This is a genomic window from Kitasatospora sp. NPDC018058 (genome assembly GCF_044327205.1).
Lineage (GTDB): Bacteria > Actinomycetota > Actinomycetes > Streptomycetales > Streptomycetaceae > Kitasatospora.
The window spans coordinates 221,817-243,908 of the sequence record NZ_JBIRFA010000006.1 but is presented as its reverse complement, the minus strand read 5'-3'; the positions used below and the strand labels follow the sequence as shown (position 1 = coordinate 243,908).

The 22,092-nt window shown below is 71.4% G+C and carries 22 protein-coding genes; 8 read left to right on the top strand and 14 right to left on the bottom strand.

Features of this window, described 5'->3' with window-relative positions; genetic code table 11:
- Positions 1 to 5: 5 nt before the first annotated feature.
- The 3 genes from ACH4E7_RS11080 to ACH4E7_RS11070 all read right to left on the bottom strand — a co-directional run bounded on the left by ACH4E7_RS11080 (position 6) and on the right by ACH4E7_RS11070 (position 4,351).
- On the bottom strand, positions 6 to 764 hold the full coding sequence (locus tag ACH4E7_RS11080; RefSeq protein WP_396248728.1) for a DeoR/GlpR family DNA-binding transcription regulator: 759 nt from the start codon (positions 762 to 764) through the stop codon (positions 6 to 8).
- A 110-nt stretch (positions 765 to 874) separates the two neighbouring features.
- The gene (locus ACH4E7_RS11075; protein WP_396248727.1) at positions 875 to 3,544 is read right to left on the bottom strand and encodes a TIM-barrel domain-containing protein; all 2,670 of its coding nucleotides are present in this window, start codon (positions 3,542 to 3,544) and stop codon (positions 875 to 877) included.
- 189 nt (positions 3,545 to 3,733) lie between these two features.
- Positions 3,734 to 4,351, bottom strand: a complete 618-nt coding sequence (locus ACH4E7_RS11070; RefSeq protein ID WP_396248726.1) for a TetR/AcrR family transcriptional regulator — start codon at positions 4,349 to 4,351, stop codon at positions 3,734 to 3,736.
- Between the two features lie 80 nt (positions 4,352 to 4,431).
- Here ACH4E7_RS11070 and ACH4E7_RS11065 point away from each other — a divergent pair, with 80 nt between their 5' ends.
- Positions 4,432 to 5,265 (top strand): class II aldolase/adducin family protein, encoded by an 834-nt coding sequence (locus ACH4E7_RS11065; protein ID WP_396248725.1) that lies wholly within the window; start codon positions 4,432 to 4,434, stop codon positions 5,263 to 5,265.
- A gap of 90 nt (positions 5,266 to 5,355) precedes the next feature.
- Positions 5,356 to 6,372 (top strand): 2-dehydropantoate 2-reductase, encoded by a 1,017-nt coding sequence (locus ACH4E7_RS11060; protein ID WP_396248724.1) that lies wholly within the window; start codon positions 5,356 to 5,358, stop codon positions 6,370 to 6,372.
- 8 nt (positions 6,373 to 6,380) lie between these two features.
- Here ACH4E7_RS11060 and ACH4E7_RS11055 read toward each other — a convergent pair whose 3' ends face one another.
- Both ACH4E7_RS11055 and ACH4E7_RS11050 read right to left on the bottom strand, forming a co-directional pair.
- The gene (locus ACH4E7_RS11055; protein ID WP_396248723.1) at positions 6,381 to 8,024 is read right to left on the bottom strand and encodes a multicopper oxidase family protein; all 1,644 of its coding nucleotides are present in this window, start codon (positions 8,022 to 8,024) and stop codon (positions 6,381 to 6,383) included.
- A 234-nt stretch (positions 8,025 to 8,258) separates the two neighbouring features.
- Positions 8,259 to 9,392, bottom strand: a complete 1,134-nt coding sequence (locus ACH4E7_RS11050; protein WP_396248722.1) for an FAD-dependent oxidoreductase — start codon at positions 9,390 to 9,392, stop codon at positions 8,259 to 8,261.
- Positions 9,393 to 9,566: 174 nt separating this feature from the next.
- On the opposite strand from ACH4E7_RS11050, the gene ACH4E7_RS11045 reads away from it, so the two are divergent.
- Positions 9,567 to 10,076 (top strand): GNAT family N-acetyltransferase, encoded by a 510-nt coding sequence (locus ACH4E7_RS11045; protein ID WP_396248721.1) that lies wholly within the window; start codon positions 9,567 to 9,569, stop codon positions 10,074 to 10,076.
- A 60-nt stretch (positions 10,077 to 10,136) separates the two neighbouring features.
- Here the strand turns inward: ACH4E7_RS11045 and ACH4E7_RS11040 are convergent, their stop codons facing one another.
- The gene (locus ACH4E7_RS11040; RefSeq protein WP_396248720.1) at positions 10,137 to 10,808 is read right to left on the bottom strand and encodes a TetR/AcrR family transcriptional regulator; all 672 of its coding nucleotides are present in this window, start codon (positions 10,806 to 10,808) and stop codon (positions 10,137 to 10,139) included.
- Positions 10,809 to 10,845: 37 nt separating this feature from the next.
- Between ACH4E7_RS11040 and ACH4E7_RS11035 the strand changes: the two genes are divergently transcribed.
- Positions 10,846 to 11,172, top strand: coding sequence for a rhodanese-like domain-containing protein (locus tag ACH4E7_RS11035; protein WP_396248719.1), 327 nt, complete (start codon positions 10,846 to 10,848; stop codon positions 11,170 to 11,172).
- Between the two features lie 36 nt (positions 11,173 to 11,208).
- Here ACH4E7_RS11035 and ACH4E7_RS11030 read toward each other — a convergent pair whose 3' ends face one another.
- The gene (locus ACH4E7_RS11030) at positions 11,209 to 11,373 is read right to left on the bottom strand and encodes a hypothetical protein (RefSeq protein ID WP_396248718.1); all 165 of its coding nucleotides are present in this window, start codon (positions 11,371 to 11,373) and stop codon (positions 11,209 to 11,211) included.
- Between the two features lie 304 nt (positions 11,374 to 11,677).
- Positions 11,678 to 12,406 (bottom strand): dienelactone hydrolase family protein, encoded by a 729-nt coding sequence (locus tag ACH4E7_RS11025; protein ID WP_396248717.1) that lies wholly within the window; start codon positions 12,404 to 12,406, stop codon positions 11,678 to 11,680.
- Between the two features lie 219 nt (positions 12,407 to 12,625).
- Between ACH4E7_RS11025 and ACH4E7_RS11020 the strand changes: the two genes are divergently transcribed.
- Both ACH4E7_RS11020 and ACH4E7_RS11015 read left to right on the top strand, forming a co-directional pair.
- Entirely contained in the window at positions 12,626 to 13,564 is a 939-nt protein-coding gene (locus ACH4E7_RS11020) for a hypothetical protein (RefSeq protein ID WP_396248716.1), read from the top strand.
- A 274-nt stretch (positions 13,565 to 13,838) separates the two neighbouring features.
- Entirely contained in the window at positions 13,839 to 14,615 is a 777-nt protein-coding gene (locus ACH4E7_RS11015; RefSeq protein WP_396248715.1) for an HAD-IIA family hydrolase, read from the top strand.
- A gap of 147 nt (positions 14,616 to 14,762) precedes the next feature.
- On the opposite strand, the gene ACH4E7_RS11010 is transcribed toward ACH4E7_RS11015, so the two are convergent.
- The 3 genes from ACH4E7_RS11010 to ACH4E7_RS11000 all read right to left on the bottom strand — a co-directional run bounded on the left by ACH4E7_RS11010 (position 14,763) and on the right by ACH4E7_RS11000 (position 17,583).
- Positions 14,763 to 15,644, bottom strand: a complete 882-nt coding sequence (locus ACH4E7_RS11010; RefSeq protein WP_396248714.1) for an alpha/beta fold hydrolase — start codon at positions 15,642 to 15,644, stop codon at positions 14,763 to 14,765.
- A 323-nt stretch (positions 15,645 to 15,967) separates the two neighbouring features.
- Entirely contained in the window at positions 15,968 to 16,570 is a 603-nt protein-coding gene (locus ACH4E7_RS11005; protein ID WP_396248713.1) for a DUF4240 domain-containing protein, read from the bottom strand.
- Entirely contained in the window at positions 16,567 to 17,583 is a 1,017-nt protein-coding gene (locus ACH4E7_RS11000; protein WP_396248712.1) for a helix-turn-helix transcriptional regulator, read from the bottom strand. Before ACH4E7_RS11000 ends, ACH4E7_RS11005 begins: the two co-directional genes overlap by 4 nt.
- 93 nt (positions 17,584 to 17,676) lie before the next feature.
- Here ACH4E7_RS11000 and ACH4E7_RS10995 point away from each other — a divergent pair, with 93 nt between their 5' ends.
- Positions 17,677 to 18,075, top strand: a complete 399-nt coding sequence (locus tag ACH4E7_RS10995; RefSeq protein WP_396248711.1) for a VOC family protein — start codon at positions 17,677 to 17,679, stop codon at positions 18,073 to 18,075.
- Positions 18,076 to 18,508: 433 nt separating this feature from the next.
- On the opposite strand, the gene ACH4E7_RS10990 is transcribed toward ACH4E7_RS10995, so the two are convergent.
- The 3 genes from ACH4E7_RS10990 to ACH4E7_RS10980 form a co-directional block, all read right to left on the bottom strand.
- Positions 18,509 to 18,784, bottom strand: a complete 276-nt coding sequence (locus tag ACH4E7_RS10990; protein ID WP_396248710.1) for an isoamylase early set domain-containing protein — start codon at positions 18,782 to 18,784, stop codon at positions 18,509 to 18,511.
- A 361-nt stretch (positions 18,785 to 19,145) separates the two neighbouring features.
- Positions 19,146 to 20,006, bottom strand: coding sequence for a class I SAM-dependent methyltransferase (locus tag ACH4E7_RS10985; RefSeq protein WP_396248709.1), 861 nt, complete (start codon positions 20,004 to 20,006; stop codon positions 19,146 to 19,148).
- 25 nt (positions 20,007 to 20,031) lie between these two features.
- Positions 20,032 to 20,526 carry a Tn3 family transposase gene (locus ACH4E7_RS10980; RefSeq protein WP_396248708.1) on the bottom strand — a complete coding sequence of 165 codons (495 nt, stop codon included), beginning with the start codon at positions 20,524 to 20,526 and terminating at the stop codon, positions 20,032 to 20,034.
- Positions 20,527 to 20,793: 267 nt separating this feature from the next.
- Here ACH4E7_RS10980 and ACH4E7_RS10975 point away from each other — a divergent pair, with 267 nt between their 5' ends.
- On the top strand, positions 20,794 to 21,948 hold the full coding sequence (locus tag ACH4E7_RS10975) for an IS701 family transposase (protein ID WP_396248820.1): 1,155 nt from the start codon (positions 20,794 to 20,796) through the stop codon (positions 21,946 to 21,948).
- The last annotated feature ends 144 nt before the right edge of the window (positions 21,949 to 22,092 follow it).

Sequence of the window (22,092 nt, the reverse complement as noted above, 5' to 3'; positions counted from 1 at the left end):
GCCGCTCAGGCCCGGAGCACCCGCACCCCGGTGTCGGCGATGGCCCGCTCCTGCTCGTCGGAGATCCCGGAGTCCGTCACCAGGTCGTGGACCTCGGTGAGCGGGCAGATCGAGGCGAAGGTGACCCTGCCGATCTTGGTGCGGTCCGCCAGTACGACCGACCGCGCGCTGCTGCCCAGGAACGCGCGGTCGGTCTGGGCCTCCATCTCGTCGTGGGTGGTGCAGCCCTCCTGCACCGTCAGGCCGTCCACGCCGATGAAGGCGAGGTCGAGGTGGTAGCGCTGGAGCATGCTGTCCGCGGCCGGGCCGACGAGTTCGTAGCTGGCCGAGCGGGCGATGCCGCCGATCACCACCAGACGGATCTCCGGACGTACGATCAGCTCGGCCGCGATGTTCACGGCGTTGGTGACCACCGTGACCTTGCCCCGTTCGCCCAGCACCCGGGCCAGTTCGGTGGCGGTCGTGCCGCCGGTCAGGCCCACCACGGCGCCGTCCGGCACCAGCTCGGCGGCCACCCGGGCGATCCGGCGCTTCTCCTCCTGCTGCTTCTCGCTGCGGTGCCGCAGCGGGAGTTCAAGGTTGACGGCCCCGCTCACCGCACCGCCGCGGGTGCGGTGCAGGAGCCCCTGGTCGTGCAGTTCCTGGAGGTCGCGACGGACCGTCGCGCCCGACACGCGCAGCAGATCGGCGAGCGCGTGCACGTCGGCACTGCCCACCTCCGCGATGTGGGACAGGATCCGGGCTGCGCGATCAGCTTTGAGCATGGACGGAGTGTAGCCCCGGGCCGTGAGCCTCGGGACACGTGATCCTCCAGGGGCACGTGTGCGAACGGGGACGGGGGCAACGGCCCCCGTCCCCGTGGCTTGGGCCGAGGTCAGCCCTCGATGGCGCCGGCTCCCGCCAGGAGCAGTGAGAAGGTGCTGCCGGTGGACCGCTGCGGCGTCTTCACGTGCACCACGCCGGCGGCCTCGTCGTACCACCAGCCCGAGGCGGCCGCGTCCAGCTCCGCCTGCGAGTCGAAGCCGTCCAGCGGCCGGTGGTCGAGCAGCACCGCGCCGGGGCCTGCGCCGGTGTGCACGGTGAACTCGTAGGCGCGGCTCGCCGGTTTGCCGGTGTAGTCGCCGACGCTCGGCCCGACCTCGACGGTGGTCATGCCGTGGCCCCGGCCCACCGAGCGGACCTTGACGTCCTGGGTCGCGGACGCGCCCTGCTCGTGGCCGCGGGTGGTGCCGTCGTCCTCGTACAGGGTGTAGGAGGACGTGCCCTGGGCGTAGATGTCGTAGTCGAGCCGGCCGGTGTCGCGGGTCTGCCAGGACAGCGTGCCCTTGGGCCACATCGGCACGACGGCGCCGGCCCGGACGAACAGCGGCAGGGTGTCGAGCGGCGCCTGGTAGCCGTTGAGCGTGGTCGGCCCCTGGTAGGTCCTGCCGGTCCAGTAGTCCACCCAGGTGCCCTCGGGCAGGTAGATGCCGTTGCGGGTGGCGGAGTCGTCGTAGACCGGGGCGACCAGGAAGTCCTTGCCGCTCAGGAACTCGTACTTGGCCGCGTCACCCCAGGTGTTGGGGTCGTCCGGGTACTCCAGGACCAGCGGCCGCACCGCGCCGACGCCGCTCTGGTGGGCCTGGGCGGCGAGGGTGTACAGGTAGGGCAGCAGACGTTCCTTCAGCTGCAGGTAGCGCCGGTTGATCGAGGTGTACGGTTCGCCCGCGCGCCAGGGCTGCTTGTCGCCGGCGGCCCAGCCGTCCATGGTCATGATGGTCGGGATGAAGGTCTTCCACTCCAGGTCCCGGGTCGCCGCCTTGGGGTCGTTGCCGAAGATGCCGCCGACGTCCCCGGTGTTGTAGGCGATGCCGGACATGGTCGCCCCGGCGTAGGTGGGGATCTGCCAGCGGACGTAGTCGTAGGTGCCCTTCTGGTCGCCGCTCCACAGCACGCCGCAGCGCTGGGCGCCGGCCCAGGAGACCGGCAGCCAGACGAAGCCGCGGGCGTCGCTGTTCGCCTGGATGCCGTCGTACGCCTTCTGGCAGCCGTCGAGGGCGAACTTGTAGCCGGGGCCGACCCAGGCGACGTCGAGTTTGCGCACCCGGACGCCGGCCTTGACCTCCTCGTTCTGGTTGGGCAGGCCGGTCGAGGTCCACAGGCCCAGCTGGGCGTGCTGGTCGCGCAGGCCCTGGCCGGTCTGCCGGAGGTCCTCGTAGCCGCAGCCGTAGCCGTCGTTGACCAGCATCCAGCCCAGCGGGTCCTGGTTGGCGGTGTAGCCGTCGGCGACCTTGAGGGCGTCCAGGGTGTGCCGTTCACCGCGGTTGGCGTTGTGCAGGTAGCAGTCGGAGTCGCCGGGCTCCAGGCCGTAGACCGGCGGCATGAAGGGCTTGCCGACCAGGTCGGTGTAGGCGCCGATGACCGTCTTCAGGTCCGGGCCGTAGAAGTAGTAGCCGTCGAAGCGGCGTTCGCGTTCGGCGGTGGTGACCGGGTCGTCGAAGGTGTAGGTGCCGGGGGCGTAGGTGTGCCGGAAGACGCCGTAGCCGGCCGAGGAGAGGTAGAAGGGCTGAGAGTTGTTGAAGCCGCCCTCGTTCCAGTTGTAGTCGTTGGCGGCGTGGACGGTCCGGCCGCGGTGCGAGAAGGAGCCGTTCTGCTCGCCGGCGCCGTAGAACTGCTCCTGGGGCCCGCGGGCCAGGGTCTGGGCCATCGAGGTCTGCGTCCAGGTCAGGCCGCGGGTCTCCTGCCAGACGGGCTTGCCGTCGTCCTCGGCGTACAGCGCGAAGCGCAGCGGGTGCTTGTAGGCGCGCAGCGTCAGGTGCTCGGAGCTGATCGCCCAGTAGTCGCCCTCGTCGCTCTGCCGGACGGTCTTCAGGGTCGGCGGGGCGGTCGCGATCATCTCGCCGACGGGCGGGGCGGTGAAGGTGCCGTCCGGGGCGAACTGCAGCCGGAAGGTGTCCTCGGTGCTGAAGTCGACCCTGGCCTTGGCGGCGCCGGCCTGGATCAGGTAGCCGTCGCCGTCGCGGGCGATGCCGGTGGCGTCGCCGACCGTGGTGGGCTGGGTCAGCAGGGCGGTGGCGGTGTAGGAGGAGTTGGTGACGTTGTAGGGCACGACCAGGACCTGGTAGGTCCCCGAGGCGTTCGGGATCACGGCGGAGGCGGGGTCGGCGCCCGACGCGTCCTCGGCGACCTTCCGGCCGGTGTTGTCGTAGACGTAGAGGTCGAACTCCATGGCCGGGTCGGGCCAGCTGATGGAGACCGGGACTCCGCCGTCGGGGTTGTCCTGCCAGTAACCGGGCGGGACGTCGACGGTGAGGTCGAAGCGGTCGCAGACCTTGCCCTGCGGGTCGGCGGCCGCGGTCGGGCAGTGCTTGGGGTCGGGCACCGAGCCGCTCGGATAGGTCGGGGACTGCCAGGTGACCGTTCGGTGGGCCGCCGAGAGCGTGCCGCCCGGGGGTGCCGCCGCGTGGACGACGGGGGCGGTGCCGAGCAGTCCGCACAGCACGGCCACCACGGCGACCAGGATGCCGTGGGGGCGGGGTGGGTGTGAGCGCCTGAATATGAGCATGGGCATGCCACCGTTCAACGGGGGTCGGGGTGGTGTGCGCCGCAGGACCCTACCAGTTCACTTCTGCTCACTCAATGGTCAAGAGTGCACAGTAGGTGTCAAGCGAGTGCCCGAACATGCTTGAGACTGAACTGAATTACACAGCTTCACACAACACCCTGGTCCCCCGACGCCGAACCGTCCACCTCGTCAGGGCGTGCGGGACTCCATGGTCAGCGCCGTCAAGAGCGGTTCCAGGAAGCGTCGTTCGAGTCGGCCGGGCGGCAACCGGTCGGGCTCGACGTAGCTCTGGGCCAGACCGCCCTCACGGATGGCGATCAACAGCCGGGCGAGTTCGTCGGCTTCCACGGTGAGGGTGCGACCGGCGCGGGCCAGGTGATCGGTGAGGGCACGGGCGAGTTGGGCGCGCAGCCGGGCATCGTGCTGGGCGAGCACCCAGGCGGCCTGGGGGTCGCGGATGGCGTGCAGGGTGAACTCGGTGGTGACCAGGTACCAGTCGCGTTCGGCCGGTTCGATCTCGCAGAGGACGTCGACCAGGGCTTGCACGGTGAGGTCCTCGGTGGCGATCGAGTCGACCAGCTCGGTCATCCGCTGGACGACCTGCTCGCTGTGCGCGTCGAACAGCGCGAGGAAGAGCTCCTCCTTGCTGCTGAAGTTGGAGTAGAACGCGCCACGGGTGTAGCCGGCCCGCTCACAGATCTGCTCGATGGTGGCGGCGCGGAACCCGTACTCGGCGAAGGTCTCCAGTGCCGCCTGGAGCAGGGCCGCACGGGTGCGCGGACGGCGCTTGGTCTCACCCTTGGGCATCGGTGGCGTCCCGGTTCACTCGAAGAACGGCCAATCGGATGCATTGGCGTATCGGATGCATCATTGTATCTTCTGGGGCCATGAGCATCCCTACCCCCTCGGGGACCGGCGCCCCGCTGCCCGCCTCGCTCGCCGCCGCCGTCGGACCGCTGCCGGCCGGCGTCACCCTGCCGCTGCCGCCCGGCTTCGACTCGGTCGAGGCGGAGCGCCGGTACCGCAAGGAACAACTCGCCGCAGGCTTCCGACTGTTCGGCCGGTTCGGCTTCTCCGAAGGGGTGGCCGGGCACATCACCGTGCGCGACCCGGAGCACCCCGACCGCTTCTGGGTGAACCCGTTCGGGATGCCCTTCAGCATGATCAAGGCCTCGGACCTGATCCTGGTCGACCACGAGGGCACCCTGCTGCACGGCAACCGGCCGGTGAACCGGGCCGCGTTCGTGATCCACTCCCAGGTGCACGCCGCCCGCCCGGACGCGATCGCGGCCGCCCACGCCCACTCGCTGCACGGAAAGGCCTTCTCCAGTCTCGGCATCCCGCTGGACCCGCTGACCCAGGACGCCTGCGCCTTCTTCGAGGACCACGGGCTGTACAGCGACTACCGCGGCGTCGTCAACGAGGTCGACGAGGGCAAGCGGATCGCGACCGCGCTCGGCGCGCACAAGGCGGTGATCCTGCAGAACCACGGCCTGCTGACGGTCGGCCAGTCGGTCGCCGAGGCGGTCTGGTGGTTCGTCACCATGGAGCGCTCCTGCCAGGCCCAGCTGCTGGCGATGGCGGCCGGCACCCCGAAGCGGATCGACCGGGAGACGGCGCTGATCACCCGTGGACAGGTCGGCAGCAGCCTGGCCGGCTGGTTCCAGGCGCAGCCGCTGTTCGAGCAGATCAGCGCGACCGACCCGAACCTGGTGGACTGACCGTCGGGCCTGTCGTCGAACTCCCGCCTGCCGAACGAACGACGCGGGTTCGAAGCAAGCCCTGAGCCGCGCACACGAAGGACGCGACGCATGAACAAGGAACCGCGGATCGCGGTCTTCGGTGCCGGAAGCATCGGCTGCCACCTCGGCGGCATGCTGGCCGCCGTCGCCGACGTCACCCTGGTCGGCCGGCCGGCCGCGATGGCGGCGATCGAACGGGACGGGCTGACGCTGACCGGCCCCGGCGGGGCGCAGCGGCAGGTCCGGGAGCTCACCACGGCCACCGACGCGGCCGCCACCGCGCGGGCGGACTACGTGCTGGTGACCGTCAAGTCCGCCGACACCCGGGCGGCCGCCCGCGAACTGGCCGGACACCTGGCACCGGAAGCGGTGGTGATCAGCTTCCAGAACGGTCTGCACAACCCCGAGGTGCTGCGGGCGGAGCTGCCGGGCCACCGGGTGCTCGCCGGGATGGTCCCGTACAACGTGCTGCGCAGCGGGCCGGCCGCCGTCCACCAGGGCAGCGGCGGTGCGTTGATGGTCGAGGACACCCCGGCGGCCGGACCGTTCGCGGCGGCGGCCCGGGCCGGCGGGCTCAGCCTGGCGCTGCACCCGGACATGCCCGCCGTGCAGGCCGCGAAGCTGCTGATGAACCTCAACAACGCGGTGAACGCCCTGTCCGGACTGCCGCTGCGCGAGCAGCTGGGCGCCCGGGCGTACCGCGCCTGTCTGGCCCGGTGCCAGCGGGAGGCGCTCGCCGCCTTCCGGGCGGCGGGTGTCAGGCCCGCCCGGCTGGGCCCGGTGCCGCCGGGGTGGATGCCCGGGGTGCTCGGGCTGCCGGACGCGCTCTTCCGCAGGCTGGCCGCCGCCAGCCTGCGGATCGACGCTCATGCCCGCTCGTCCATGTGGGAGGACCTGCGGCGTGGCCGCCCGACCGAGATCGACTCGCTCCAGGGCGAGGTGATCGCGCTCGCCGGGCGGCACGGCCTGTCGGCCCCGGCCAACGCCCGCCTGGCCGCGCTGGTCCGCGAGGCCGAGCGGGCGGGTCCGGGCGCCGCGCGGCCGTGGTCGGGCCCGGAGCTGCTGGCTGAACTCGGGGGCGACTGACGCCGGGGTCAGCGGCCCCGCTGCCGCGGATCGACGTACTCGACGGTCTGCATCATGCCGAGGTCCTCGTGCTGGAGCTGGTGGCAGTGGGCGACCGTCCTGCCGGTGAAGTCCTCGTACCTGACCAGGAAGGTGACCTTGTCCCCGGGTTCACCTCCGGCCAGCCCGACGGTGTCCTGCCAGACCGGCGGGTCGACCCGCTCGCCGTTGCGGTGGGTGACCAGGACGTGGTTGGTGTGCAGGTGGAAGGGATGGTTGAAGGCCGGCCTGGTCTCGTCGGTGCGGACGGTCCACCGTTCGACCGTGTCGAGCGGCAGGGCGTGGTTGACGTAGCCGGGATCGAACAGGCCGTAGGCCGGGTCCCGGGTGAGGTCGCCGTCGGGGTCGGCCGCGGGGGTCGCGTTGGTGCCCAGGACGCGGAAGGCGTTGGGGAACGGCCCGTCGAAGGCCCGCGGGTCGACGTGGAAGACCACCTCGCGGTCCGCGTCGGGGTTGGCGATCTCGTTCTCGTCGAGGAACGGCTTGCCGGCCGGCAGCGCGGTCGGCAGGTCCATCGGCGGTTCGACGGGCTCGCCCGTCACCTCGACGGTCATCAGCGACTCGGACACCCCGTCGGCCCGCAGTTCGTACCTACCGGGGTCGCCGCCCCGGACCAGCACGTCGGCGCGGTTGCCCATGGCCAGGCTCACCGTGTCGGCGGCGACCGTGGCCGGGAAGGTCACGCCGTCCTGCGCGATCTGGTGGAAGGTGAGGTTCTGCCCATCGCCGGTGAGCCGCAGCGGCAGCGCGGTGAAGGCGGTCGCGGCCACCAGCCGCCAGCGCTGCACCTCGCCCGGGCGCAGCCTGATGGTCGGGTTGACCTCGCCGTTGACGGTGAGGGTGGGCGGGACGGCGGTCAGGGCGCCGCCGGAGGTGAAGTCGGGGACCTTGCCGTCCTTGAGCCGGAGTTCGTTGATGCAGACGACGATGTCGGCGGCCGCCTTGACCTCGGGCACCTCGTCGATGTCGCCCTCGACGATCAGGACCCCCGCCATCCCCCCGACGATCTGCACGGCCGTGGCCCCGTGCAGGTGCGGGTGGTACCAGTGGGTGCCGGCCGGGTGGTCGGCCGGCACCTCGACGGTGGTCACGTACTGCGGCTCCGGGGCGCCGGCGTCGACCTCGTCGGCCGTGCGCGGGGCGAACTCCCGCAGGACGTTGTCGGCGTCCCCGGACGGGGAGACGTGCAGGCCGTGGGTGTGCAGGTTGAAGCTGTTGAGGTGGTGCGGCCGGTTGTGGTCGCCGTCGAAGGGCTGGTTGGGCGGCAGGCCGTTGATCTGGGTCAGCCGCAGGGTGTCCCCGCCGCGCACCTTCAGGGTCGGCCCGGGGATCGCCCCGTTGTAGGTACGCGTGGTGACCAGCCCGTAGCCCGGGACGGCGAGGTCCGTGAACCGTACGTCGAGCGTCTGCTCGAGCACCTCGGACGCCCGGCCGGGCACCGCCCGCGAGGTCCGGACGGCGACGGGCTGCGGGAACCGCTTCCGCACCCCCGTCCGCGCCGGCGCTGCCACCGCTCGCCGGCGCTCGAGGATCCCCGAGGATGCCTCCAGGAGGACGGCTAGGGGGATCGCCTTGAGCACCGATCGACGGCTGATTCCGACATTTTCGCTCATGTCCGGGCAATCTAGATCACATTGGGAAGCCACCCCGGAAGGCACACCGCACGGGCGCGAGACGGTCCGTCATGTGAGTTCACGCTTGAGGATCCCGCCGGCGGCGGTCATCGGCCGCCGCTCGATCCGACCGGAGATCGCACCCGCACCACCGACGGGTCCCCCGCCGTCCCGCGTTCCCCGGAGGCCGCCGCTCGGGACCGCACGAGGATCTCCGCCTCGCCCTCGGGTGCGCTACCGCGCGGGCGTGAAGTCCGGGAGCCGCTCCAGGCTCTCGGCCACGGCGGCGAAGCCGTGATCGAGCATCCGCCGCTCGTACTCCTCGACGGCGGCCGGGAGTTCGGCCTCACCCCGCTGGACGGCGGCGAGCGAACGGCTAAGCAGCTCGGCGTCACGCAGCGCCGTGTTGGCGCCCTGGCCGCCGCTCGGCGGCATGGGGTGGATCGCGTCCCCGAGCAGGGTGACCCGGCGGGTGCCGCCCCAGTGCGGTACGGGCTTGGCGTAACGGACGGTCAGGGCCGAGCTGTTGACCACGTCGGCGCCGCGGACCAGGTCGACGAGGTCCGGATGCCAACCGTCCAGCAGGGCGAGCAGGTCGCCACGGATGCCTGCCCAGTCCTTCGGCTCGGCCGGGGCGAGGCCGGGGAGCATCACCACCCAGCGCAGATAGCTCGCGGTGTCGGGCAGTCGGATGTCGGGCGCGAGCTCTTCGGCCGCGAGCCGTGGCGGCCGGCGGAACTCCATCCGGCCGAGCAGCATGCTCACCCCGGCACCTGCCACCACGGTGCCGAAGCCCGGCACCAGCGCGGCGAACCGCTCGGTGAGCGGGGTGCGGCCGAGGACGGAGTTGCCGGGGACGGTGACCACCTCGGCCTCGGGCAGCAGTTGGCGGCGCACCGCCGAGCCCACGCCGTCCGCGCCCACCAGCAGGTCGCCGATCGCGCTGCCGCCGTCGCCGAACCGCGCCTCGACCGTGCCGTCCGCCCGCTCGGTGTAACCGACCACGGCCTTGCCGAACTCGACCCGGTCGCCGAGCCCGGCCAGCAGCAGCCGGCGCAGCACATGCCGGTCGGTGGCCGTCCCCTCGTCCACCGCGCCGAGCCTGCGGACCTCCCGGAGCTGCGCGTCGACCACCCTCCGCTCCCCCGCCATCGGCCCGGTGACGGCGGCCAGCAACGGGTGCAACCGCTCCGGCAGGCAGGCGCGCAGAGCGGTGAGACCCGGCCCGTTCAGGACGATCCGGAAACCCTGGTAGCGACTGTGCGGGTCGTCCTCCCGTTCGAGGACGCGTACGTCGACGCCGGCCCGCAGCAGCCCGTGCGCCAGGCAGAGCCCGCCGATTCCGGCCCCGGCCACCAATACCCTCATGTCTGTTCCCCCTGTTCGCCAGGCGTTCAGTCTTGCGCGCCCAGCCGACCCCGCGTCAGTGATCCCTGTGGCCGGAACCACGTGACAACTGTCACGGCAGGCAGCTGACCGGCCGACCCGGTGGTGCCGACCCGACTGTGCGAAGGTCTGATCATGTATTACGTCATCCGCCGAATGACCAGCACGGAGCACCGGGAACTGCGTGCCATCAAGCTGGAGGCACTGCTCGACTCGCCGACGGCGTTCAGCTCCTCCTACGACGACACCGTCGCCCTCGCCGAGGACGTCTGGCAGCAGCAGGCCGCCGTCGAGGCCACCAGCGAGGAGTGCGCCACCTTCGTGGCCGTCGACGAGGCCGGGGCCTGGGTCGGGATCGCGGGTGTCGGGCCGATCCCGGACGTCCCCGACCACGTCCACGTCCACTCGGTCTACGTCTCCCCGAGGTACCGCGGGCCCGCCGGCCCCGCCGCCGAGCTGATGAGGGCGTGCATCCGCCACGCCCAGGGGCACACCGCCCTGGGCTGGTTGACCCTCGGCGTACACGAGCGCAATCTGCGGGCGCTGGCCTTCTACCGGCGGCTCGGTTTCGAGGACACCGGCAAGATCGTCCCCTACCGCCTCAACCCCGCCGAGAAGCTCCTCATCCTGGGCTACCCGGCCTTCCGGGCCTCCGACCAGCACTGACACCGCCCCGCGGGTGACGTTCGCGCGGCACGACGGCGCCGCGCCGTCGCCGGGACGCCCTCAGGCCGGCTTCACGATCCGGGCGGCCAGCCCGAGTGCCCCCGCCCGGATCCGCTGCTCCCCCAACTCCGGTAGCAGCGCCGCGACATGCTCGGCCGCGAGGGTCGCGAGCAGGGCGTGGGCGTCGTGCTCGGGGTCGGCCGCGCCGGCGTCGGCGAGCAGGATCGCCGTGTGCCGGTGCCAGAACCGGTACGCGCCGACCCGGTAGCGGGCGCCACGGCCGGCCGTCTCGGACATCCGCACCAGATCCAGGTGTTCCAGCAGGTAGTCCAGGTAGGCGTCGACGAAGGCCGCCAGCCGCTCACCGGGGGCCACTCCCGGCTCGACCGACCCGACCGGGCCGAGCGGTGCCGGCCCGCGCAGGATGGCCTCCTGCAGCTCCCGCTCGCGCGCGTCCAGCAGCGCCACCCCGAGCCCGGCCTTGTCGCCGAAGCGCCGGAACAGGGTGCCCTTGCCGACACCGGCCGCCGCCGCGACCTGGTCCATCGAGACCGCCTCCACCCCGTGTTCGGCGAACAGTCGGGCGGCCGCCTCCAGCACGGCGGCCCGGTTCCGGGCGGCGTCGGCGCGTTCGACGGGCGGCGGGGTACGGAGCAGCTCCAGGGGTACGGGCCGCTGCCCGGTCGAGGGGATTGCGGAACCGGACTGCGGTCCGTTATCGTCGTGAGCCATAACCGGACTATAGTCCGAATCTCTGGGAGGCAGAAACATGACCGCACTCATTTCCCGGGACGAGCTGGCCGCGGCGATCGAGACCGGATCCGTGACCGTGATCGACGCGCTCGGCGGCGAGTACTACGCCAAGCAGCACGTGCCCGGCGCGATCGCCCTGGTCCGCGCCGACGTGGACGAGCTGGCGCCCACCCTGCTGCCCGACCGCGACGCCGCGATCGTCACCTACTGCTCCAACCCGGCCTGCCCCAACAGCGGCCAGGTCGCCGACCGCCTCACCGCGCTCGGCTACACCGACGTCCGCAAGTACCGCGAGGGCATAGAGGACTGGGCCCAGGCGGGCCTCCCCCTCGAATCCGCCTGACCTCACTCCCGCGGGACGCCCTTCCGGCGGCGCCGGTCAGGCCGCCAAGAGGCGGCGCCAGCGCGGCAGTTCGGTGCCGCAGCAGGCCAGCGCGAGCAGGCTGACCAGCACCGCCGCCCAGGCCGGGAACAGCAGCCAGGCGGCGGTGACGGCGCCGGCGAGTTCGGCGAGCACCATCAGGACGGTGACCCAGCCGGGCACCGCGATGACCGTCCCCCCCCGGTTTGTCCCCCGGCGTCTGGAACACGGCCGGGACGCCGATCAGCAGGACGTCCACACCGACCGCCAGCAGGATCGAGTGCGACCACAGCGCGATCGGCAGCCCGATCCAGCCGACCAGTTCCAGGCCGGCTCTCAGCGCGGTGGCGTACTTGGGCTCGGTGAACCGCTTGTCCATCGTCTTCCCCCGTCAACGAGTGCCGGGGAAGCGTAGCGCGCGAACGCACCCGTGCCCACGGAGCGGAGCAGGCCGTTCTACCGCCGCTCCGCTCCGCGGGCTTCTGATCTACAGGTGACGGGCCAGCGCCTCGTGCACGCGCCGCCAGGCGTCGGCCGTCGCGTCGGCGTCGTGGTCCGCCGGGCGATCGGCCGCGAAGCCGTGCCGGGCGCCCGGGTAGGTGATCAGCTCGTGCCCGACCTTGGCCTCGGTCAGCCGCCGCTCGGCCTCCTGCCATTCCTCCTGCGGCAGGATGTGGTCCAGCTCGCCGCAGAAGCCCAGCAGGTGCACGCCGTTGGCGGCGATCCGCTCGGCGGTCTCCAGCGGTGGCACCGGACCGACCAGCGGGAAGCCGGAGTTGAGCAGCCAGCCAGGGTAGAACACCGCGGCCAGCTCGAACCGCAGCTCGGTGGCCGCGCGCACCGCGATGTGCCCGCCCATGCTCTGCCCGACGAAGGCCACCCCGCGCCCGTCGGCCAGGCCCCGCGCGGCGGCCAGCGCCTCGGCGGCGTCGGCGACCAGTTCGTCGCGGTCCAGGGCGCCCATCAGCACCAGGCCCGCCTCGCGCCCCTTCTCGGTGTAGCCGAGTTGGGTGCGGCGGGCGTTGCGCCAGTAGAAGTCCGGCGCCACCGCCACGTACCCGAGGCCCGCCAACTCCGCGCAGACGCCCCGAAGATACGCGTTGACCCCGTACAGCTCGGAGCAGACCACCACCGCACCGCGGACCTCTCCCTCCGGGCGGCGCACGTACGCCTCGATCCCGCCGGGCGTACCCAGCTCCTGCCACTGACCTGTCATCAGAACCCCCGTCGATCATCCGGATTGTGTCGCTGCGCATCGTAACCGCCGGGCCCGACCGACTCCGTTTCCCCGACAAGGGCTTGGTATGACCACGGCAAAGGCTTCGCTCCGCCGCGTCCGCACGTCTGGACCGACCGGCGGCCGAGCTGGTGAGGTGTCGGCGCTCAAACAACGCACTGACGAACCTCCCACACCCTCACACTCGGGAGCAGACACATGCGCAAGCCGTTCAAGGCCGCCGCCCACACCCTCACCGCGCTGGCCCTGGCCGCTTTCGGCACCACCTCGCTGGCCACCGGAGCCTCGGCGCAACCCGCCCCGGCACCCGCCCACTCCGGGCTCAAGCCGCTCCACCCGGGCACCGCCCAGCGGCCCGCCGCGAGCACCAACAACACCCTCTCGGTCCGCTCCAACGCGAGCCAGGGCGTGGTGTCCCCCACGCCGAAGGTGTACCTGGTCTTCTGGGGCTCACAGTGGTCCTCCGACCCGGCCGGGGTCGCCCCCGACATGCAGAACATGTTCAAGGGTCTCTACGGCAGCCAGGACACCTGGGGCACCATCCTCGACCAGTACTGCGAGGGCGTCGCCAAGGGCACCACCAACTGCGGCACCAAGGGCGTCCACGTCCAGCACCCGGCCTCCTCCCCGCTGGCCGGCGTCTGGTTCGACAACTCCGCCGCCGCGCCGTCCAGCGCGACCACCACCCAGATCGCCGCCGAGGCCGGCAAGGCCGCCGCCCACTTCGGCAACACCACCCAGGCGCCCAACCTCAACGCCCAGTACGTGGTGGTCTCCCCCACCGGCACCCACCCGGACGGCTTCCCCAACACCGGCTTCTGCGCCTGGCACGACAAGACCAGCAGCTCCTACGGCACGCTGGCCTACACCAACCTGCCGTACATCCCGGACAACGGCGCCGGCGCCTGCACCACCTTCACCGACGGCCGTCTGCTCTCCGGCATCGAGTCCACCGAGACCCACGAGTACGCCGAGGCGGTCACCGACTTCTGGCCCAGCATCGGCTGGAACGGCGGCGGCGGTGAGATCGGCGACGAGTGCGAGAACCTCGACGCCTACGTCACCCTGAGCACCGGCACCTTCGACCTCCAGGGCCTGTGGTCCAACAGCGCCAACAAGTGCGTGACGCACGGCTGATCGCGTCGGATCGAAGCGCGGGTCCGAGCCATCGGGCCCGCGCTTCCCACCGCGAACCTGATCTCGATCAACCGCCGTTACGGGGCGCACGCCGGGATCCGAATCACCGTCGGCGACGGCGGCCGGGTCGGAGAGCACCGGCCCCGGAAGAAAATGCACCATGTCCGCCGACCAGCCCAACCAATCCCCCGTTCGGCCCGACAGGACGTTCCAGGGCCCGCTCCGGCAGCGGAAGGAGCGGCGGCGGGGCCAGGCCCGGGGCTATGGTCGGGGCATGGGACGACCCGAAGGGGTACTGCTCGACATCGACGGCGTGCTCACGGTCAGCTGGCAGCCGATCCCGGGCGCGGTGGCTGCCCTGCGGGAGCTCCGCGCCGACGGCGTGCCGTACGTGCTGCTGACCAACACCACCTCACGCACCAGGCGCTCGATCGCCGAGACGCTCGCCGCAGCGGGGTTCCCGGTGAGCGTCGAGTCCGTGCTCACCGCGCCGGCCGCCACCGCCGCCCGGCTCGCGGGCACCCGGTGCCTGCTGCTGAACAGCGGCGACATCCGGGAGGACCTGGCCGCTCTGGAGCTGGTCGACGATCCGGACGACGCCGAGGTGGTGCTGATCGGCGGGGCCGGTCCCGAGTTCGACTACCGGGCGCTCAACCGGGCCTTCGCGGCGCTGCGAGCAGGGGCGAGGCTGGTGGCGATGCACCGGAACGCCTACTGGCGTACGGACGAGGGGCTGAGGCTCGACAGCGGCACCTTCGTCACCGGCCTGGAGTACGCGGCCGGCGTCCGGGCCGAGGTGCTCGGCAAGCCCGCCGAGGCCTTCTTCGTCGGCGCGCTGGAGCAGCTGGGCGTCACGGCGGCCGAGGCGCTGATCGTCGGTGACGACATCGAGTCCGACGTGCTCGCCGCCCAGCGGCTCGGGATCACCGGCGTCCTGGTCCGCACCGGAAAGGCCGCACCGGGCGCGCCGAGACGGGGCGACGGCGAGCCGGACCACGTGCTCGACTCCGTGGCGTCCCTGCCCGAGCTGCTCGCCCGGCTCCGCCGGTGACGGGCCCGCGGCACCCGGCAGGCGGGAACGTCCCGCGGATCGTGACCGTCCCCCTCACGGCATCAGCCCCATCGGCGCCACCGCCGGTCGAAACGGGTCGCCGGTCGAAACCGCCGACGGATTCGCGAGCGCCGGCGAACCCGCTGCTCAGTCGTGCGGCAGGCTCAGGATCGCCTCGGCGAAGGCCTCCGGTGCCTCCTGCGGGACGTTGTGACCCACACCGGGCAGGAACCGCACCTCGCACGGGCCGGTGAAGCGCTCGATGCCGGTCTGGTCGGCGGCGGGGATCACGCCGTTCTCCTCGCCGACGAGCACCATCGTCGGGGCCGCGATGGACGGCCGACCGGCCAGTGCCTCTTCCAGCTCCTGGTAGCGCGGGTCGCCTTCGACCAGGCCGTAGCGGTGGCGGTAGGAGTGGATGGCGACGTCCACGAAGTCCGGGTTATGCAGACTGGCGGCCGAGGCGGCGAACGCCTCCCGGGCCTGCAACCAGGTCGGAGACCAGAGCCGCCAGAGCAACCCGCATAGCTCCTCGCGGTTCTGCTCCAGACCCTGGCGACCCCGCTCGGAGTGGAAGTAGTACTGATACCAATAGTTGCGCTCCGTCTCCGGTGCGGCGGGCTCCATCGCGCGGGCGATGTCCTGGACGGTGTAGCCGCCCGCCGTGACCAGGCCGTGGATCCGCTCCGGCCACAGCGCCGCCGCCGCACAGGCCGCGCGCCCGCCCCAGTCGTAGCCGGCGACCACGGCGCGCCGGATCCCCAGTGCGTCCATGAACTCCACCAGGTCCTGCGCGAGCGCGGCCTGCTGGCCGCTGCGCGGGGAGTCGTCGGCCAGGAACCTGGTCGGCCCATAGCCGCGCAGGTACGGCGTCAGCACCTCCCGGCCGGCCTCCGCGAGCAGCCGCGCCACCTCGTCGTAGGCCCGCACGTCGTAGGGGAAGCCGTGCAGCAGGATCACCGGAACGTCGGTCTTCCGGCGGCGCTCGCCGGTCCGGTGGTAGGCGATCTCCAGAACCGGTGTCGTCACCCGGTGCACCTCGTGTAGCTCGTGGGAACTCGCAGTCATCCGGTCATGCTCGCACGTCTGTCTCGGACACGACTGACCCAGGGTCAGCTGCCCTCTGCAGCCGCGTACATTGCCGCCGGCAAGGTGGCCGGAGAAGCAGCGACGCTGAGACATCGGAAGCCGACGACCACGACGCGCACCCTGCGGTGCTCCCAGTCGTGCGGGACGGCAGAGAGTTCGGCGCGCACCGCCTCCGCGGCGGATTACTCGTCCGGCCGATTTCCCTACCTCGTGGGGTAACCGGTCTCGGCGAGATCCTCGGCAAGGTCCGCGAGGGTCAGCTCTCAGCCGCCGGCTGCGCCGAGGTAGAGGGCGGCAAGACGGGGAAGGCGACGGTGCATCTCGTCAGCGTCGTCGAAGTCGAAGTCCTCGCCCATGTCGGGCTCCAGCGCCGCATCCGGATCCTGCCCGGCCCGATGGCGCTTCCACGCCTCGTGAAAGGCGTCGGCGTCACCCGTGAGGCGTTCGAACGCAGAGCCGGCCGCGTAGTTCACGTCCTCGTCGAAGATCACGTAGTCGTCATCCCGGGCCGCGGCCTCGATCACTGCGGGGTTGTCCGCCAGATCGTCCGGGCCAGCGGCTGCCAGCTCGTACCAGTCCCGCCCGAGGGCGATCAGGCCGGCCCGGAAGTCCATGAAGCTGTCGTCCGAGCAGCCTCCCCCGATGAGATAGGCGGCGGCCCACACGTCCCAGCGGTACACGGCGCCGCGCACCTCGTCGAATCGCTCCTGATAGGCGAGGATCTCCTCCTGCGAGAGCCTCGCCAGCTGGTCCACCAATGCCTCGGCGAACGCCCGCCTCGACCTGGTCGGTTTCTGGCGCTGTGACCGAGAGGGTCCACCGAAATGACGCCAGTGAACCGAAGACCGACTACCTAGGTGTGTCATCCCATGACATCGGTTCCTTGCTGCCAGGCTCGGCGGGCGTAGGAAGCGAGGCGATCGGCGAGTGCGATGACGAGGTCGCGCAGTTCATCGGGGCGCTCGATGACGAACGGCCGGTCGAGCGAGGCGAGTACCGGAGGCAACCAGTCGAGTCGCTCCACCCGTAGCTCGACGCGCAGCCAGCGCTCGACCGCCCGCTCCTCGCCTGCCGCGGGCTCGTGCTCCTCCAGGCTCGCGACGCCGGCGGGAAGGTGGGCGCGGATCTGCTCAACCGTCCCGTGGATCCGCAAGGTCACCTCATGCCGGTACTCGGCCGTGGCGAACCCTGACACCACGCGCTGCGCCGGACCGGGACCCACGGGCGCCTCGAATGAGCCGGGCAGGGTCCTCGCGTCGGCGATGCGATCGAGCCGGAAGGTTCGGTCCTCGCTGATCTGGGCGTCCTTGCCCGTGACGTACCACCGGCCCGCGTGGGCGACGATCCCGTACGCGTGCAGCGTGCGTTCGCTGCGCCGTCCGTCGCGGTCGGTGTATCTGATCGAGACCGGTCGGCGGTGGCGCACCGCATCGGCGATGGTGAGCAGGACCGCGGCGTCCGGGGTGTCGAACTCGCCGGGCTGATCCGTGAAGGCGAGCGCCTCCAGGAGTGTGTCGAGCCGACGGGCGATGTGCTTGGGCAGCACCCGCCGGATCTTCGCCGATGCCGTCTCGTTCGCCGCGCGCTCCGTCGTCGTCAGCCCTGTTCGGCGGCCGGCGACCAGGCCGAGCAGCACGGCCAGTGCCTCGTCGTCGCTGAGCATGAGCGGAGGCAAGCGGTACCCGGGAGCGAGCCGGTACCCACCGTAGCGGCCGCGCACCGACTCCACGGGCACGTCCAGGTCGATCAGCTGGTCCACATACCGCCGCACGGTGCGCCCTTCGACGCCGAGCCGGTCGGCGAGTTCGGCCACAGTCCGGGTGCCGCCCGACTGCAGCAGCTCCAGGAGGGTCAGCACGCGGCCGGTGGGTCGAGGCATGTGCACAACCTAGCGCGAATAGTGGACCGATTCTGTCCACTATTTCTCCTAGCCTGCGACGTGCACGCCTCCAGTACAGCCAAGGAGATCCCCATGGACTTCGTCTCGATCCGCATCATCACCGGCGACGTCGCGCGCCTCGTCGAGTTCTACGAGCGCGCCACAGGGGTGCAGGCGATGTGGGCCACCGAGGACTTCGCCGAGCTCAAGACCACGGGCGCCACCCTCGCGATCGCCGGCACCCGCACCGTCCCGCTGTTCGCCCCGGGCTCCGCCCGCCCGGCGGACAACCACAGCGTGATCACCGAGTTCCTCGTCGAGGACGTGGACCGCGTTCACCGGAACCTGACCGGCTTCGTCACCGACTTCGTCAACGGGCCCACCACGATGCCCTGGGGCAACCGGTCGCTGCTGTTCCGCGACCCCGACGGCAACCTCGTCAACTTCTTCACCCCCGTCACTCCAGCGGCCATCGAAAGGTCGGCGCGTTGACGCCACGCACAGCCGCTCACGCGGGAGCCCTGAGATCCCAGGGCTCCCGATGAACGCGGCCGCCGAGACACGGCCCAGCACGCCCTCGCGTTTGCGGCCGGGCTGCTCGCACGCGACCGTGTGCGCTGCCTGCGATCCGGGCCACCGCTCTTGAACACTGGACACACTCACTTGGCACAGCCGAGATCACGAAGTCGCACTGGAGTACGAGCCCGCGAGAACGACACCTGGGGGCACCACAGGATCCACGGCGAACTGCGAACCACGGGCGGGAAGATCTCCGCCTCCACCGCCCGGGAGATCCTGAAGCAGCCCGGAATCGACCCAGCACCCCAACGTGCCGACCGCTCCTGATAGCACTCTGTCGAACCCCTGCGACCAGTGGCGTCACTGCGTGCCGGGGGTGCCCACTGGCACCCCCGAGCTGGGAGTCTCAGGTGTGCAGCAGACTGTTGCGGCCGTCGTGGCCGTCCGCCGCCTCCTCGTCGAACCACCAGCCATCGGCCGCCAGATAGCGGAAGGCGAACTGCCTTTCCAACGGAAGGTCGATCGTGACCGCACGGGAGCCGTCCTGGCGGGGATTGAACCGATGGGCACCGGGCCGCCAGCTGTTGAAGTCGCCGACCACACTGGTCTCTCCTGCCGGGTGGCCCGGCGGCAGGACGAATGTGATCGCGGTCTGCTCCTTGTCGCGACTGCGTTCCAGCACGGGGCATCAACTCCGTTTCGTGGTTCATCCGGGCAACCTGCCTGCGGCCGATCCTCTCCTCACCGACTGCCGGGCGGCTCCGGCGGCACGACGACCTGTCAGCTCCCTCACCCGGTCGGCGCATTCTCGCTCGCACCAGCGGGCGCCCCGGCTGCCGGGCGGGCACGGCGGGGCAACGCGGCTGGCTGCGGCCACAGACGGGGATCGAGTTCGGACAGCACGCACGGGCCGCGGTCGAGCAGCAGCCGGCAAGGCCGCATCCGCGCCGCCAGTCGTGGATGCGCGCGGACAAGCGCGCCGGTGTACAGGGCTCGCGGATGCTGCGCGAACACGACGAAGCGGGGGCCGGCCTTCGTCGTGCTCAGGGCGCCGCGCGCACCGCCGAGACCAGTCCGCCGGGGCCCTCGTCCTGCTGCGACGGGGTGAGCACCGGACGCCCGTAGGCCTCGGCGCGCTCACGCAGGGTGAAGGTCTCCGCCTCCCAGCCGAGGCCGTCCAGCCAGCCGACCGGGTCCTCCGGCATCTCCGAGACCCACATCGACGCTGCCGATCCCGGAACGGCGTCCCCGCGGAAGCGTTCGACCACACCGCGCGAGGCCAGTGTCAGGCCCATCCGGCTGCCTGCAGCGGACAGCGCGCCGACCCGTTCGAGCAGCGACTGCACCGCGTCCTCGGGCAGATAGACCAGCAGTCCCTCGGCGATCCACACCGTCGGCTGCGCCGGATCGTGCCCGGCCGCGGCCAGGGCGCCGGGCCAGTCCTCGCGCAGGTCGACCGGGACGGTGATCCGCTCGCAGCGCGGAACGGCCCGCTCCTGGCGCAGCACCGAGGCCTTGAAGCCCAGCGGTTCGGCCGTGTCGACCTCGAACAGCCGGGTCCCCGCAGGCCAGTCCATCCGGAAGGCCCTGCTGTCCATCCCGGCTCCGAGCAGCACGACCTGCCGGACGCCGGACGCGACCGCCCGGTCCAGCAGGTCGTCCAGGAACTTCGTCCGGATGACGATAGAGAAGGCCACACCGAGCCAGCGGCGCCGCGCCGCCTCGTCCGCGCGCGGGGGCGGCGGCGCCCCGGGGTCTCGCCCGCCGGCCGTGGCGAAGGCCAGCGCCAGCGGGTCCCGGAACAGCGGCTGCTCGCGTGCCGTCTCCATCGCCCTCACCCGGGCCACGCCCACGGCTGTGGCCCACACCCCGGACGGCTCGACCCGTCCCGCCGCATCAGTCATGCGTTCAGCCTAAGCCGCCGGAACGTCACACCGGGCGCGCGGTGGGGAACAGCGCTCCGGGGGCCAGGCCCAACCTGGTGGCGACGACGTCCTTGGGCGAGGTGAGGTCCACGTGCCGGTCGCCGAAGCGGCGTATGGTGCGCGTGATCAGCGGGCTGACGGTGGCCAGGTCGTCGGGGTCCACGAGATGGCCCTCGGCGGCGAGGGCGTCGGCGGCATCGGTGATGTCCAGCGCGGTGGAGTAGATCGCACGGTTGGCGATCGGCTCGTTGAATTTGACGACTCGCTCCTGGTAGTCCGGGTCGTTGTGGCCGATCAGCCGTCCGCCGATCATCAGATGCGTAGCGAAGCCGTGGAACGCCTCCGTACGGTTGGTGATCGCGGTGATCTGGACACGCAGCTCGGGCTCGGGCAGGTATCGAAGGAGCGTCACGGTCCTGACGAACCTGCCCACTTCGCGTAGCGCCTTGTAGATCCGGTTGCGCTTCGAGTGGTTGCCCAGGCGGCGCGGCAGCGCCACCGAGGGCAGACCGCCTCCCCCACCCCGCGCGGGATGAAGTGGGAGAACAGCGCGATGTAGTTGTCGGACACCAGCCGGAACGTCAGAGCCCCGAACCGGCGTACTCCATGCGGAGCGCATGAGGCGCAGCGCCGGGCGGTGGCCAGTGGAAGTTCACCACCTCCGACCTGGACGATCTGCTGGCCAGCTTGATCGGCCTCTGACGGACTTCGGGTGCCGACCGCTTAGTACTGCAACCGCACTTGATCGTGGTTGACTTGGCGAGTGATTGATCTTGGGGTGGGGCAGGTCGAGGAGTGGAAGGCGGCGCTGGCGGGATTGCACGCCCGCTTCGCGTCGCGCTTCACCAGATCGGAGCCGCGCGGGCGGGCGCTGGAGTACATGGCGGGACTGATCGCCCCGCTGGAACGTAAGAACGGCTGGTCGCTGGCGGAACGGGCCGGCGAGGACTGCCCGGACGGGATGCAACGGCTACTGAACTCGGCCGACTGGAATGCCGACGCCGTCCGTGACGACGTGCGGGACTTCGTCATCGAGAGCATCGGTGACAAGAACGCGGTGCTGATCGGCGACGACACCGGCTTCCTCAAGAAGGGCACCCGCTCGGCCGGCGTCCAGCGCCAGTACACCGGGACCGCCGGCCGCACCGAGAACTGCCAGGTAGGGACGTTCCTGGCCTACGCCTCCGCCAAGGGCCGGGCGTTGATCGACCGCGAGCTGTACCTGCCGGTGTCCTGGACCGACGACCGTGCGCGCTGTTGCCAGGCCGCCGGAATCGAGGACGACGTTCCGTTCGCCACGAAGATCGAGCACTTCCGGGCCATGCTCCAACGCGCCCTGGACGCGGACGTCCCGTTCGCCTGGGTGACCGCCGACGAGGCGTACGGCCAGGTCAAGACCCTGCGGTTCTGGCTGGAGGAACGCGGTGTGGCCCACGTACTGGCCACCAAGGTCAACGACACCGTGATCACCACCGGAGGCGGGGATGCCCGGGTGGACCAGCTCGTCGCCTCCCTGCACCGGCAGGCGTGGAAGCGCTTGTCCTGCGGAGCCGGTGCCCACGGCCGGCGGATCTACGACTGGGCCCGGGTACCGATCCGGATCTGCTGGGAGAACGGCTTCGGCCACTGGGTCCTCGCCCGGCGCAGCGTCAGCGATCCGACAGAGATCGCCTACTACGTCTGCTACGGCCCGGTCGGCACCCGGCTGACGGACCTGGCCAAGGTCGCCGGGGCGAGGTGGCAGGTGGAGGAGTGCTTCCAGGTCGCGAAGAACGAGTGCGGCCTGGACCACTACCAGGTCCGCCGCTACCAGGCCTGGTACCGGCACATCACCCTGTCCATGGCCGCACTCGCCGCCCTGACCGCCATCCGCGCACACGAGCTGTCAAAGGGGGCTCCCGACCCGGCCGCGACGGCCTGATACCCCTCTCCGTCGCGGAGATCCGCCGACTCATCGGCCTGCTCCTCCGTCCCCAGCACCTCACCGCCGCCCACCATCTGCGCTGGTCGTACTGGCGGCGGCGAAGCCAGACCCGGGCCCGTCACAGCCACTACAAACGCCGAG